The 12,550-nt window shown below is 68.3% G+C and carries 12 protein-coding genes; 3 read left to right on the forward strand and 9 right to left on the reverse strand.

From position 1 onward, the window contains the following. Nucleotides 1-51: 51 nt before the first annotated feature. The 8 genes from ACH49X_RS25390 to ACH49X_RS25425 all read right to left on the reverse strand — a co-directional run bounded on the left by ACH49X_RS25390 (nt 52) and on the right by ACH49X_RS25425 (nt 7,310). Entirely contained in the window at nt 52-438 is a 387-nt protein-coding gene (locus tag ACH49X_RS25390; RefSeq protein WP_195081542.1) for a hypothetical protein, read from the reverse strand. Between the two features lie 283 nt (nt 439-721). Then, entirely contained in the window at nt 722-1,093 is a 372-nt protein-coding gene (locus ACH49X_RS25395; RefSeq protein WP_195081541.1) for a cold-shock protein, read from the reverse strand. Beyond that, nucleotides 1,068-1,280, reverse strand: coding sequence for a hypothetical protein (locus tag ACH49X_RS25400; RefSeq protein ID WP_357206421.1), 213 nt, complete (start codon nt 1,278-1,280; stop codon nt 1,068-1,070). The genes ACH49X_RS25395 and ACH49X_RS25400 overlap by 26 nt, the downstream gene beginning before the upstream one ends. Before the next feature lie 289 nt (nt 1,281-1,569). Further along, nucleotides 1,570-1,860, reverse strand: a complete 291-nt coding sequence (locus ACH49X_RS25405) for a hypothetical protein (protein WP_195081539.1) — start codon at nt 1,858-1,860, stop codon at nt 1,570-1,572. 32 nt (nt 1,861-1,892) lie between these two features. Continuing rightward, nucleotides 1,893-2,330, reverse strand: a complete 438-nt coding sequence (locus tag ACH49X_RS25410; protein WP_357206470.1) for an HSP20 family small heat-shock protein — start codon at nt 2,328-2,330, stop codon at nt 1,893-1,895. 147 nt (nt 2,331-2,477) lie between these two features. Continuing rightward, nucleotides 2,478-3,320, reverse strand: coding sequence for a dienelactone hydrolase family protein (locus ACH49X_RS25415; RefSeq protein ID WP_195081538.1), 843 nt, complete (start codon nt 3,318-3,320; stop codon nt 2,478-2,480). Nucleotides 3,321-3,482: 162 nt separating this feature from the next. Further along, nucleotides 3,483-6,752 (reverse strand): protein kinase, encoded by a 3,270-nt coding sequence (locus ACH49X_RS25420; protein WP_357206423.1) that lies wholly within the window; start codon nt 6,750-6,752, stop codon nt 3,483-3,485. A 159-nt stretch (nt 6,753-6,911) separates the two neighbouring features. Continuing rightward, nucleotides 6,912-7,310 (reverse strand): Zn-ribbon domain-containing OB-fold protein, encoded by a 399-nt coding sequence (locus tag ACH49X_RS25425; protein ID WP_195081536.1) that lies wholly within the window; start codon nt 7,308-7,310, stop codon nt 6,912-6,914. A 218-nt stretch (nt 7,311-7,528) separates the two neighbouring features. On the opposite strand from ACH49X_RS25425, the gene ACH49X_RS25430 reads away from it, so the two are divergent. Next, entirely contained in the window at nt 7,529-10,339 is a 2,811-nt protein-coding gene (locus tag ACH49X_RS25430) for an aminotransferase class I/II-fold pyridoxal phosphate-dependent enzyme (protein WP_357206425.1), read from the forward strand. A gap of 18 nt (nt 10,340-10,357) precedes the next feature. On the opposite strand, the gene ACH49X_RS25435 is transcribed toward ACH49X_RS25430, so the two are convergent. Further along, the gene (locus ACH49X_RS25435; RefSeq protein ID WP_357206427.1) at nt 10,358-11,104 is read right to left on the reverse strand and encodes a TetR/AcrR family transcriptional regulator; all 747 of its coding nucleotides are present in this window, start codon (nt 11,102-11,104) and stop codon (nt 10,358-10,360) included. 96 nt (nt 11,105-11,200) lie between these two features. Here ACH49X_RS25435 and ACH49X_RS25440 point away from each other — a divergent pair, with 96 nt between their 5' ends. Continuing rightward, the gene (locus ACH49X_RS25440; protein WP_195081533.1) at nt 11,201-12,070 is read left to right on the forward strand and encodes an NAD(P)H-binding protein; all 870 of its coding nucleotides are present in this window, start codon (nt 11,201-11,203) and stop codon (nt 12,068-12,070) included. A gap of 146 nt (nt 12,071-12,216) precedes the next feature. Continuing rightward, nucleotides 12,217-12,492, forward strand: a complete 276-nt coding sequence (locus tag ACH49X_RS25445; protein ID WP_195081532.1) for a hypothetical protein — start codon at nt 12,217-12,219, stop codon at nt 12,490-12,492. Nucleotides 12,493-12,550: the final 58 nt, after the last annotated feature.

A 12,550-nucleotide genomic window follows, 5' to 3' on the forward strand; every position in this document is an offset into this window, starting at 1 on the left:
GGGGTCCCGCCTTCCCGCGTGGGCGGCCGGCGCGAGCACAGGGCCGCGCGGTCAGGGCAGGGCGAGCAGGCCCTTGTTCTCGCGGACGGTCACCACGGCAACGAGGTCCGCGTACGGGGCCGAGCCGAGCCGCAGCTGATGCCCGAGCCGGGCCATGGTCAAGCGCCGGCCGTATTTGATCCGCAGGCCCTCGGCGACGGTGTCGGCCAGCGGACCGGGGCCGTAGAGCTGCACGCTGCCCTGATGCTCGCGGGATCCGATGGCGGGCTCGCCGCGCCAGTCCCCGGCCTGGACGATGACCCGGCGGTCGCGCATCATCCGCGCCGCCTCCGGCGACCACGACGAGAGCCGGAACGCCAGTCGTCCGAGCCCGACCGGTACCACCAGCCGCCGCAGCCGCTCCCAGCGGCCCGGTTCGATCTCGTGGGTCACCAGCACGGTTCGGGCATCCCACCACAGCGACCCCGGATGCCAGTCACTCGGGCGCGCCGGTGCGTTCTGTGGCAGATTTTGTGGATTGCGAACTAATAAATCTGTATTCATCGACATAGATCCGGTGTAGCAGTGGAATCGGAACCCGGCAAGGGCGATCGGTGGCACCGGCTCGAGAGCACGCGTGCGGCGAACACGGCACCGGGGAGCGGCTTCGCCCAGCGCAAGCAGCCGGCGGCCGAGAGACCGAGCGGAGCCGAATTCCGCTCGGCCCCCGCACCGCCGACGTTCATGGGCGGTACCGGCGGTGAGGTCGGCGCGGGCGAGTCGATCTCCCGTGGTCGCCGCGCTGGCGATGCGGTGCGGGACGTGGAGTGGTGCCGGTGCGGGTGTACGGAATGATCTGGGTGGCTTCGGGACCGCGAGGCGTGTCGGTGTAGGTGAAGATCACCGGTTGCCCGGCGGTGAGGGTTTTGTAGCCGGGAGTGGCGATGACGCGATACTCGGCGAATACCGGCTCGCCGCGGTCGGGAGTGAGGTAGCCGAAGCCTTTCTCGGTGTTGAACCAGGCGACGTGCCCGTGCTGCCAGCGCGGTAGCTCCGTTTCGGTGTGCGGGTCGAGGTGCGGGATGCGGTCAGTAGGCGAGGTCGTAGTCGTCATACGGGTCCGGGGTGATCCAGGCTTGGTCGATGCGGTCGGTGAGAGCGGCGGTGTCGAACGCGGCACGAATGCGTTCGGCCAGCGGGTGCACCGCCGCGGTGTCCAGGCCGATGTCGCGGTCATGGTCGTAGACGAGGGTGTCTTGGCCGGCGCGATCGGTGTCGCTGCCGTACGGGAACGTGGACATGGCGGTCTCCTTCCTCGAACCGTGATCGTGCGGGAGTCCGGCGAAGGGCCGGGTGGGCCCGGCGCTCTGCGCCGACCGGGCCCACCCGTCGACAGAAGGGATCGAAGGACATGTGTCGATGAACTTCCGCTGACGGGCGGAACAGCGCCTGCCCGGTGCCACTTCCGGTGGCGGGCACGGCGACCGTCAATGCCCGGACACAGCCGGGAGCCGGTCTGCTCGATGCGGGTGCGGCAGGTCGTGTTCCGCTGGCCGCGGAATCATGTTGTGCTCTTGTGCGATACGCGCATCACCTCGCTCTCACTCCTGGTCGGCCATCCAGTCGCAGCGGGCGCGCGGGCGGGCTGCGCTGGGTCGCGGGCGCCGGCTCCGGGCGCCGCCCCCGCAACCGGGGCGGCTGCCGCGGTCGCCGGCTATTGCTCGGACGCGCCCGGCCCGGTCGTGGCCGCCATCGCGCCTGTGCCCCGCGCAGGATGTCGTCCACCTCGCCGAACAACTCTTCGAGGTCCGGATCCAGCGCGAGCAGCCGGTCATCCAGCCACGACAGCTCGGGTGCGCCGACGTCGGCCACGGCGGTCATGACGCAGACCTCCGGTGCGGCAGCACCCGCGCTCAGGCGTTGATCGCCTGACGCTCGTGCCCGGCGCAGGTGACCTCGATCTTGCGGGGCTTGGCCTCCTCCGCCACCGGGACGATCAACCGCAGCACCCCGTCGCGGTAGTCCGCGCGAATGCGATCGGTGTCGAGGTTCTCGCCCAGGAACAGCTGACGGCTGAACACGCCGCGAGTGCGTTCCGAGGCGATCATCGCCCGCCCCGGATCCAGCTGTGGGCGCGAGGCCCGCACGGTGACCACGTTGCGTTCGACGTCCAGATCCAGCGAATCAGGGTCGACGCCGGGCAGGTCGAGTTCCACGAAGAACTCGTCCCCGTCCCGCCAGGCATCCATCGGCATCACCGCCGGCCGGGCCGGGGTCCCGAACACTTGTTCGGTCAGACGATCCAAGTCCCGGAACGGATCGGTGCGCATCAACATGGTCGTCACCTCCAGCTCACTCCACTCTCTATTGAAGAGAACTCAGATAACCTATGTCGCTAGACACAGATAATTTTTAGCACTCTCCACAGGCGAGTGCAAGAGGTTGGCGGAGACAATTTCTGCTCCCGGTTCGCGTGGAGGGCTCGAAGCGCGAGGAGGCTACGAGCGCTCGCCGATCGGCCGGTGATCCGGCAGCAGCCGCCCGCCGAGGAAGTCGAGTACCCGATGGAGGGCGGCTCGGGTGGGTTGGCCGGGTTCGTCGATGAGGTGTTCGGTCAGGACCGAGTGGGGACTGAGCACCGCGTCGGGGTTGGCGGCGGCGTCGTCGAGTTCGATCGCGATGAAGGCGTCACCCAGTTGGTCGCGCAGGAAGTCGAATCGTTCGGCCGGGGAGCGCCGATCGCCGCGGAATCGCAGCCCCATCACCGAAAGTCCTTCGCCGCAGCGTTGTTTCACGCGAGCGAGGTCGGAAGCGGACAGATCTATGGAGTACTTCTGCCGGGAGGTCAGCCCCAGCGGCAGTCCCGGCTGGGACAGCACGGGCGCGATCAGACGGTCGTCGACCGCCATGGCGAGGGCGAAACCACCGGTGAAGCACATTCCGACCGCGCCAACTCCCGGTCCGCCGCACCGGCCGTGCTCGTATTCGGCCAGCGCCCGCAGCCAGTGCACGACCGGTGAAGTGCGGCCGGTGGCCAGCACGACGAACTCACGGCTGACGCAGATCGGCCCGAACTGGCCTGCGACGTTCGCCAGCGCGGAGACCAAGCCGTGCGCCGCCGGGCTCGGGTCGCGACCGGGCTTGCCGTACAGATGCGGCACCACCGCCGTGCATCCAAGGCCCGCCACTCGGCGGGCGAAGTCGAACACCTCGGGTGAGATGCCGGGAAATTCCGCCATGACGATCACGGCGGGACCGCTGCCCCGGCGAAAGAGTGCGCGGGTCTTGCCGTCGTAGGTGAACGTATCGCGCTCGAAGTCGAGCAGATCGTCGTCGCTCATGTGTGGCCCTTTCTCGCTGTTCGGGGCCACCACTATCGACCGGCCGGCCGCGCCGGTCATAGGAAAAATGTTCCGCACGGCGGTGCCGCGGCGTGGTCCGGCTCGTGCTCGCAGGCGGCTCCGGCCTCGGCGACGCCGCGGGCACAGAGGTGCGGGGGTCGCTCATGTTCCGGAGCGGTTGTCGTGCGATGCCGCTATCCACGCCGCGACCTGGGTCCGGGAAGTGAACCCCAGTTTGGTCAGCACGTGCTCGACATGCCCCTGGGCGGTGCGTGGCGAGATCACCAAGCGAGCGGCGATCTCCCTGTTGGTCAGGCCTTCGGCGACGAGTTCGGCGACTTCCCGCTCGCGTTTGGTCAGTTTGCGGCCGGTGGGATCGCCCGCAACGGGCGAGGCCTGTTCACCCAGGGCGTAGGCGATCGCGGCATCGATATCCAGCGCGGCGCCCTCCCGATAGGCCGCGGCGTAGGTCTGCTCGCTGAGCGAAATTCGTGTTCGGCGCTCGCACTCCTCCTGGTAGCGCAGCAGGTCCGGAAACTGCGTCGGCGTGGTGCCCGCGGACCGGCCGATCTGTTCAGCGGCCGCGGTCAATACGACCACGCGCTCGGCATCCTGCTGGTCGGCGGCGATCCAGGCCAGTGCTTGCAGGCACATGCCGATGTTCGTACGGTCGTCCGCTCTGCTGCTCACCCGAAGTGCTCGCGTGAGAAGGCGAGACGCGCGCGCCGGTTCGCCGCAGCGCCACCAGCAAATGCCGAGCGCCCACAGCGCGTAGGCCTGGTACATCGTCCCTCCGTGCTCTTCGATGATCGCGAGCGCGCGCTCGTAACATGCGATAGCCCGCGCGCTGTCGTCGTCGAATCCGTGGGTGAGCCCCAGGAAGGTCAGCGCGTCGATCCGGAACAGGAGCAGGCCGCCACGCTCGGTGTAGACCCGAAGGGCTCTCTCGAGATATGGGCGTGCTTCGGACGGACTCCCGCCGAACAGCGCGCGGAGTCCCTCGGTGAAGTCGATGTGCGCGTCGATCAGCGGGTCGCTCGCCTGCCTGGCCAGCGCGTGTCCGTCGCGTACCAGATCGGCCACCCCCGGCAGGTCGCCCTGTACCGCGGCGATGAGGCAGGCGGCGTACACCGCTTCGGCCTGGTCGACGGTGACGCGGCCGGTGCGGTGGGCCAGCAGGCGCTCCAGCCAGCCACGCTCTTCGACGAGTGAGCCGTGGGAGAACCGGAAGGGCAACAGCGCAATGGCGATCCGAAGTCCGGCTTCGGGATCGTCGGAAACGCAGAATTCCAGCGCTTGCCGAAGGTTGGCCTGTTCCCGGCGCAACCGGCCGATCCATTCGAAGTCGCGGGGGCTGATGAAGTCGGCATACGCGTCGAGCGCCAGCTGTCGATACCAGTCGCGGTGACGGCGGCACAGTTCGTCGTATTCGCCGGTCCCCTCTACTTTTTCGCGGCCGTAGTCACGCACGGTGTCCAGCATTCGAAACCGCACCATGTCACCCGGCTCCTCGCGGGTGAGGATCGACTTGTCGACGAGGAACGCCACGATGTCCAGGAGGTCGCCCGCTGACAGGTCGTCGCCGCAGACATAGTGGGCGGCCTCGACATCGAAACTGCCCGCGAACACCGACAACTGAGCCCAGACGCGTTGCTGCGAGGGGGTGCACAGGTCGTAGCTCCAGTCGATGCACATGCGCAATGTCTGTTGCCGCGGCGGGGCGCTCCTGCTGCCGCGAGTGAGCAAAGCGAACCGATCGTTCAAGCGCCCCAGCAGTTGCTCCGGCGACATCACCCGCAACCAAGCCGTCGCCAGCTCGATCGGCAACGGCAACCCGTCCAGCCGCTGACAGATCCTGGCGATGGTGACCTGGTTGTCCTCGGTCAGCTCGAAGCCGGGCACTGCCGTGGCAGCCCGGTCGCCGAACAATCTCATCGCGTCGTTACGGGCCGGGTTCCTCGGCAGCCGATCGGGGTCGGGGACGGCCAGCGGGTGGATCGGCACGATCACCTCCCCCGCGATGCCGATCGGCTCACGGCTCGTCGCGAGAATCCGCAATCGACCACACGCGCGAAGCAACGACTCGGCGAGGTCGGCCACCGCTGCCACCAACTGCTCGCAATTGTCCAGCACGAGCAACAGTTCACGATCGGCGAGGAAATCGGCGAGTACGTCGCGTAACGGCCGCGCCGACCGGTCCTGCAGGCCCAGCGCGCCCGCGATGACGCTCGGCAGCAGCGATTCGTCCCGCAGCTCATCGATCTCCACGAACACCACACCGTCGGCGAAATCGCGTTTCGCGGCGGTGGCGACCTGCACCGCGAGCCGCGTCTTGCCCACTCCCCCGATCCCGGTCAGGGTCACCAACCGCGAACTCGACAACGCGTTCATCGCTCGCGTCGACTCTGTCCGCCGATCGATGAAGCTGGTCAGCTCCAGCGGGATGCTCCCCGAAGCCGGAGAAGCCTCCGCAGCTCGCAACGGCCGCGAGCCCGTCGAAGGAAACTTCCGGTCGGAGGACCCGCCCGCGGGCGGGGCGTACCGAGCCATGTCGTCGACGGGGAAACCGTGCCCGGTCAGCGCCGCTCGAAGCTGCTCGCCCAGTTCCGCGGCGGAAGGGCGGCTGCCAGGATCGGCGGCCATGGCGCCTTCGACGACGGCGCACACGTCCTCCGGTATGCCGTGCTCGCGCAGGTCGGGTACCGGCTCGGAGGTGATCCGGAGGAACTGGGCCACCACCTGCTCACCGTCGCGGCGTTCGAACGCGGCATGGCCGGTGATCGCGGCGAACAAGGTGGCGCCGAGACCGTAGACGTCGGCGGCCGGGCTCGCCGCCTCGCCCGCGATCACTTCCGGAGCGGTGAAGGCGGGCGTGCCGGTCACGATGCCGGAACCGGTGACGAACCCGCCTCCGATATGTGCGATGCCGAAATCCACCAGCGTGGGCTCGTCGTAGTCGGTGTAGAGGATGTTGCCCGGCTTGACGTCACGATGCAGCACGCCGGAGTGATGCGCCGCCTCCAGCGCCCCGGCCATCTTCACCCCCAGCCGCAGCGTTTCCTCGAGTCCCAGCGGCCCGTTGCCGCGCAGCCGTGCGTCCAGAGAGCCGTGTGGGTAGTACGGCATGACGATGTAGGGGCGACCGTCATCGGCGACGTCGGCGTGCAGGATGTTCACGATATTGGGGTGTCCGGTCAGCCTGCCTGCGGCCCGCTGCTCGCGGAAGAACCGGGCCCGGTTGTCCTCGTCCAGATCCGCGGTGAGCACCTTGACGGCCACGACCCGGTCGAGCGAGACCTGCGTGCAGCGATAGACAGTGCCGAAACCACCCCGGCCGATCTCCACGGCGTCGCAGAACCCGGCCGCCGCCAACTCCGCCGCGACCGAACCGGACACATCGCGTTGTGTCGCGAAGGGATCGGCATCGGTCATCGACTACACCGATTCACCCCATCCACGGCAACCCACCATTGCCCACCTCTCGAGGACGTATCCCCAGGATATCGCCAGGTCGGATGCGGTGGGGTCGTATACCCTTCCCGCACCACAGCGGCGCTGGCAAACGCTGTGCCCGGCAGCGGCGCGGCGCGATCAGGGCGAATCGGTGCTGACCGCGAAGACCGGGAACCCCCCTTCCGGGGGATGCGGCTGGAATCGAACGCGCACGGACCGGCCGGGCACCGAGGGGATCTCCCCTTCGAGGGAGGTGTAGACCCACGGGCCCTCGTCGAGCGCCACGATGGCGATCGTCAGCGGCACCAACCCGCCGGGCCGATCGGTCGGGGCCCGGTCCACAATCCGCCACGACACGACCGACCCCGCACCCGACGACGGCACACGCTCGAGTTCGCCGGATCCGCAGGACGAACATCCGGACGTGATCGGCGCGAGCAGCTTCTCACACCGCAGACAGCGGTTGATCATCAACATGTCCAGGCACGGTGCGCTGCCGCTCCCGACGGCATCCGGACTGCTCTTCAGCTGGTTCATGTGCACAGAAGCTCCCAGGAACGATGCTGCAAGTTCCGCTCCAGACTCCCCCGGAAAGCCGCGTCCGGCGACGGCCGAATGGCCCGGGGGTATACCTGTTTTTCCGCACTGCCCGGTCCGTGCTCGGTGACCGACGGCTAGGAATTCGCTCGTCGGCGGAGCAGAATGTTGGCAGAGATGGCTGTTCGGAGAGCCCACCGAGGGGCGGAGCTGACGACATGCATCGAGACGGCGAGCGCCCGAAAGGGCTTTCTGTTTCCGCGCTTGCGGCGGTGGCGAACCCGTCGTACTCCCGCATCGACACGTGGAATCTGCTCGATGACGCGTGCCGCAGGCTCGCCGATATCGATCGGGCCGGGCTGGACACCACCCATGTGGCCGCCAGGGTGCGGCGTCTGCTCGATCGCCTCGGCACCTACGAGCGGTACTGGCTGTACCCGGGCCCGGCGAGACTGACGACCTTTCGTGACTATCTCGACGACCTCGCGACGGTGCGGCTCACCGAGGAGGTGTCGCTGGCCGTGCGCCTGCTCTCGGAGTACGGCGACCGCGCGGCGGTGTTCGACACCTCCGCCCCGCTGGCCGATCAGGAACTCGTGGCCAGGGCCGAACAGCAGCAGTTCTACACCGTCCTGCTCGGCGACGATTCCCCACCCGAGGTCCCCGATGGCCTCGCGGCGAGCCTGCGGGCGCTGCGCGCCCCGTCGGACGATGTGCGGTTCGAACTGCTCGTCGTGCCCAGCATCGAGGACGCCATCACCGCGGCCGCGTTGAACGGCGAGATCCAGGCCGCGATCATCCGCCACGACCTCCCGCTCCGCTCGGGCGACCGGGTCCCGCTGATGACCACGCTGCTCGGCGCCAACGACGCGGTGGACGTGACCGACCGCACCCACGACTGGATCGAATGCGGCGAGTGGATCAAGAAGCTGCGGCCGCATATCGACCTGTATCTGCTCACCGACGAGTCGATCGCCGCGGAGACCGAGGACCAGCCGGACGTCTACGATCGCACGTTCTATCGGCTCAACGACGTCACCGACCTGTACAGCACGGTGCTCGCCGGCATCCGCGGCCGCTACGCCACGCCGTTCTTCGACGCCCTGCGCGCCTACGCCGCCGCACCGGTCGGCCAGTTCCACGCGCTTCCCGTCGCGCGTGGCGCCAGCATCTTCAACTCCAAGTCGCTGCAGGACATGGGCGAGTTCTACGGCCGCAACATCTTCATGGCCGAGACGTCGTCCACCTCGGGCGGACTCGACTCGTTGCTGGATCCGCACGGCACGATCAGGGCGGCGATGGACAAAGCCGCCGCGACGTGGTGCTCCGACCAGACCTACTTCGTCACCAACGGGACATCCACGGCGAACAAGATCGTCGTGCAGGCACTGACCCGGCCAGGCGACATCGTCCTGATCGACCGCAACTGTCATAAATCGCACCACTACGGCCTGGTGCTGGCCGGGGCGTACCCGATGTATCTGGACGCCTACCCGTTGGAACAGTTCGCGATCTACGGGGCCGTGTCGCTGCACACCATCAAGAAGGCGCTCCTGGACCTCGAGGCCGCCGGACAGCTGGACCGAGTGCGGATGCTGTTGCTGACCAATTGCACGTTCGACGGCATCGTCTACAACCCCCGGCGGGTGATGGAAGAGGTCCTCGCGATCAAGCCGGACATCTGCTTCCTGTGGGACGAGGCGTGGTACGCGTTCGCGACCGCCGTGCCGTGGGCTCGACAGCGGACCGCGATGGTCGCCGCCGAGCAACTCGAAGCGATGTTGGCCTCGCCCGGGTACGCCGAGGAGTACCGCCAGTGGCGCGCCTCGATGCGGGAGGTCGACCGTGCCGAGTGGAGGGACCGCAGGCTGCTTCCCGACCCGGCGCGCGCCCGGGTCCGGGTGTACGCGACGCATTCCACCCACAAGTCGCTGTCCGCGCTGCGGCAGGCGTCGATGATCCATGTTCGCGACCAGGATTTCAAAGCGCTGGTCCGCGAGACGTTCGCCGAAGCGTTCCTGACCCACACCTCGACCTCGCCGAACCAGCAACTGCTGGCGTCGTTGGATCTGGCGCGCAGGCAGGTCGACATCGAGGGTTTCCAGCTGGTCCGCAGCGTCTACGACATGGCGCTGGTGTTCCGGCACCGCGTCCGCAAAGACCGGCTGATCGGCAAGTGGTTCCGCATCCTCGACGAGGACGACTTGGTGCCAGAGCAGTTCCGTCCCTCCGCCGTCAGCTCCTACCGGCAGGTCAGACAGGGTGGCCTGGCGGAGTGGAACGAGGCGTGGCGGTCAGATCAGTTCGTGCTCGATCCCACCAGGGTCACCCTGTTCATCGGCAAGACCGGCATGAACGGGTTCGACTTCCGCGAGAAGATCCTGATGGACCGGTTCGGCATCCAGATCAACAAGACCTCGATCAACAGCGTGTTGCTGATCTTCACGATCGGCGTCACCTGGTCCAGCGTGCACCACCTGCTGGACGTGCTGCGCCGGGTGGCCACCGACTTCGACAGCAGCGTGAGCGCGGCGGGCAAGGCCGACCGGGCCCTGCAGCAACGGCGGATCGACGAGATCACCAAGGATCTGCCCGCGCTGCCCGACTTCAGCGAGTTCGACAGCGCCTTCCGCCCCGACGGCGCCAGCTCGTTCGGCGACATGCGATCGGCCTTCTACGCCGGATATGAGGAGTCCGACCGCGAACACGTGCTGCTCGGCGAGGCCGGGCGACGGCTCGCCAAGGGGAAGTCCCTGGTGTCGGCCACCTTCGTCGTCCCGTACCCGCCCGGCTTCCCGATACTGGTTCCAGGACAGGTGGTCTCCAGGGAGATCCTGTATTTCCTGGCCGAACTCGATGTCAAGGAAATCCACGGCTACAACCCCGACCTCGGGTTGTCGGTCTTCACCGAGGCCGCGCTCCAGCGGATGGCCGCGGCTCGGCATCCGCGTGCCGGGGTGGCCGACGGAGCGGGAAACGGCGATCTCGTGATCTCGGGTGGCAACCGGGCCACGACGGTCGCGTGGTGACTACGCCCGCGATCTAACCTAACCATCGGCGGCAAGGCGGTCGAGCCACTCCCGCAGGAGATGCCGCTCCGCGCTGCTGAGGGTCGTCTGCTCGGGCAGTGCGGCGCGCAAGGCACGGGCGGCGCCTGCCGGGCCCGGGTCACGCACGGCCGGCTTTTCGTAGGTGACGGCGGCGACCATGGACTCCCGCAGCGTGGTGAACAAGGCCGGATCGCGCCGCTGCTCGGGCAGCGAAAGCCAGGTCAGCACCGCACCGCGCGCCGTGGCATTGATGATCTGCGCCGCGAGTTCCTCATCGACGCGCAGCAGGCCACGGGCGGCGAGACGCCGGATGCGTCCCATCAGGATCTCCATGCCCGTTTGGAAGGCGGCCGACGAGGTCCCGGCGGGTTCGGTGTACATCAAGGTGAACAGCGCGGGATTGGCCGAACCGAACTCGACCGCGACGTCCCAGCCTGCTCTGAGGTCCTCGATGGGGTCCTGCGGGTCGGGATCGACGTGCTTGGTGGCGAGGAACGCGACGAAGCCGTACTCGGCCACCGCGTCGAGCAGCCCGTTCTTGTCGCCGAACAGCCGGTAGATGGCCGGTGGCTGCAAGCCCGCCGCATCCGCGACCGCGCGTGTGGTGACCGCGTCGCGACCCCCGCGCGTGAGCAGATCGATGGCGGCCTCGATGACCCGCCGGCGGGTCTGCTCACGTGCCGTGGCCGGGGCGTCGGATCTGACGGTCGCGGCATCGTCGCCGCCGCCTGGATGCGAGGTCATGGATCAACGATATCGCGGTGTTGATTCCATCGTTAGTATCAATGATATCGTGATTACGATTCCATTGGAAACATCAGTCGAATTACGGAGTGCCACATGATCGTCGTGACCGGAGCGACCGGGCAGCTGGGGAGTCAGATCGTCGAGAAACTGCTCACGCGCGTACCCGCGGAGCACGTCGGGGTCAGCGTCCGCGACCCACGGAAGGCACGGACGTTCGCCGAACGCGGGGTGCGGGTACGGCAGGGAAGTTTCACCGACCCGCGCAGCCTCGCCCACGCCTTCGAGGGCGCCTCTCAGGTGCTCATCATCTCCGTGGACAAAATGGGCGAAGAGTGCGTCGCAGAACATCGCACCGCGATCGAAGGGGCCGTCGCGGCGGGCGCCCGCCGCATCCTGTACACCAGCCAGATGGGGGCCGGCGCCTCGTCGCACTTCCAGGCCTGCCGCGACCACGCCGCTACCGAGGAGGTGCTGCGCGCCTGTGGCGTGCCGTTCACCTCACTGCGCAACGGCTTCTACGCCGCCAGCGCGGTGCACTTCCTCGACCACGCGGTGGACTCCGGCCGGATCGCGCTCCCCGCCGACGGGCCGGTCAGCTGGACGGCGCATGCCGACCTCGCCGAGGCAGCCGCCATCATCCTGGCCGACGAAGGCCGCTTCGACGGACCGACGCCGCCGCTCACCGGAGGGCGCGCGCTGACCTTCGACGACATCGCGGCTATCGCGAGCGAGGTCACGGGCCGGACCATGACGAGGACCACCACCCCCGACGAGCAGTTCCAGCAGCAGCTGACCGGCCAGGGCGTTCCCGCGCAGCGGGCGGCCGAGCTGGTGGGCATCTTCGCGGCCAGCCGCGCGGGCGAGTTCGCCACCGTCGACCCGGCGCTGGCCACCTTGCTCGGCCGCGAACCCATCGGCCTGCGCACGGTGCTGCGCGAGCGACTGGCCTGCGGCAGCCGGTGACCCACCTTGGTGGGACCGAACCATGTGCAGGGGTGGTCGTCGCGCACCCTGAGTGTCCTTTCGGCGACGTCCTGTGTCGATGAGGCTGGACAACGTCACAACGACAGCGGGACCGCCCCGCAGCACCGACACGAAGGAGCACCCCTATGGCCACCGACCAGCGCTCGACCCGTCGCACCCGCCGCTTCGCCCGCGCCATGACGATCGCCGCGGCGCCCGTCCTGCTCGGGGTGGGCCTGGTGACGGCCGGCGTTGCCCATGCCGATCAGGACCCCAACCTACCGACCTGTCGCTGGCCCAACCTGGTGTGCGGCCCGCAGACCAATCTGACACCCGGCGGCCAGACCGCCCTCACCCCTGGCGGCGCGACCAACCTCACTCCCGGCGCGCCCAACCGGCCGCATTTCCGGCCGCAGGTCTGATAGTTCCCGGCTGATGTGCACGGCGCGGGGATGCGGCCCCGCCACCGAGTAGCGGGGC

Source organism: Nocardia sp. NPDC019323 (genome assembly GCF_044389845.1).
GTDB lineage: Bacteria > Actinomycetota > Actinomycetes > Mycobacteriales > Mycobacteriaceae > Nocardia > Nocardia implantans.

Bases quoted from the DNA above. Each gene is read 5' to 3' on its own strand.
- ACH49X_RS25395 (WP_195081541.1), bottom strand. From the start codon at position 1,093: ATGACGACTACGACCTCGCCTACTGACCGCATCCCGCACCTCGACCCG.
- ACH49X_RS25400 (WP_357206421.1), bottom strand. From the start codon at position 1,280: ATGTCCACGTTCCCGTACGGCAGCGACACCGATCGCGCCGGCCAAGAC.
- ACH49X_RS25405 (WP_195081539.1), bottom strand. From the start codon at position 1,860: ATGACCGCCGTGGCCGACGTCGGCGCACCCGAGCTGTCGTGGCTGGAT.
- ACH49X_RS25415 (WP_195081538.1), bottom strand. From the start codon at position 3,320: ATGAGCGACGACGATCTGCTCGACTTCGAGCGCGATACGTTCACCTAC.
- ACH49X_RS25420 (WP_357206423.1), bottom strand. From the start codon at position 6,752: ATGACCGATGCCGATCCCTTCGCGACACAACGCGATGTGTCCGGTTCG.
- ACH49X_RS25425 (WP_195081536.1), bottom strand. From the start codon at position 7,310: ATGAACCAGCTGAAGAGCAGTCCGGATGCCGTCGGGAGCGGCAGCGCA.
- ACH49X_RS25430 (WP_357206425.1), top strand. From the start codon at position 7,529: ATGCATCGAGACGGCGAGCGCCCGAAAGGGCTTTCTGTTTCCGCGCTT.
- ACH49X_RS25435 (WP_357206427.1), bottom strand. From the start codon at position 11,104: ATGACCTCGCATCCAGGCGGCGGCGACGATGCCGCGACCGTCAGATCC.
- ACH49X_RS25440 (WP_195081533.1), top strand. From the start codon at position 11,201: ATGATCGTCGTGACCGGAGCGACCGGGCAGCTGGGGAGTCAGATCGTC.
- ACH49X_RS25445 (WP_195081532.1), top strand. From the start codon at position 12,217: ATGGCCACCGACCAGCGCTCGACCCGTCGCACCCGCCGCTTCGCCCGC.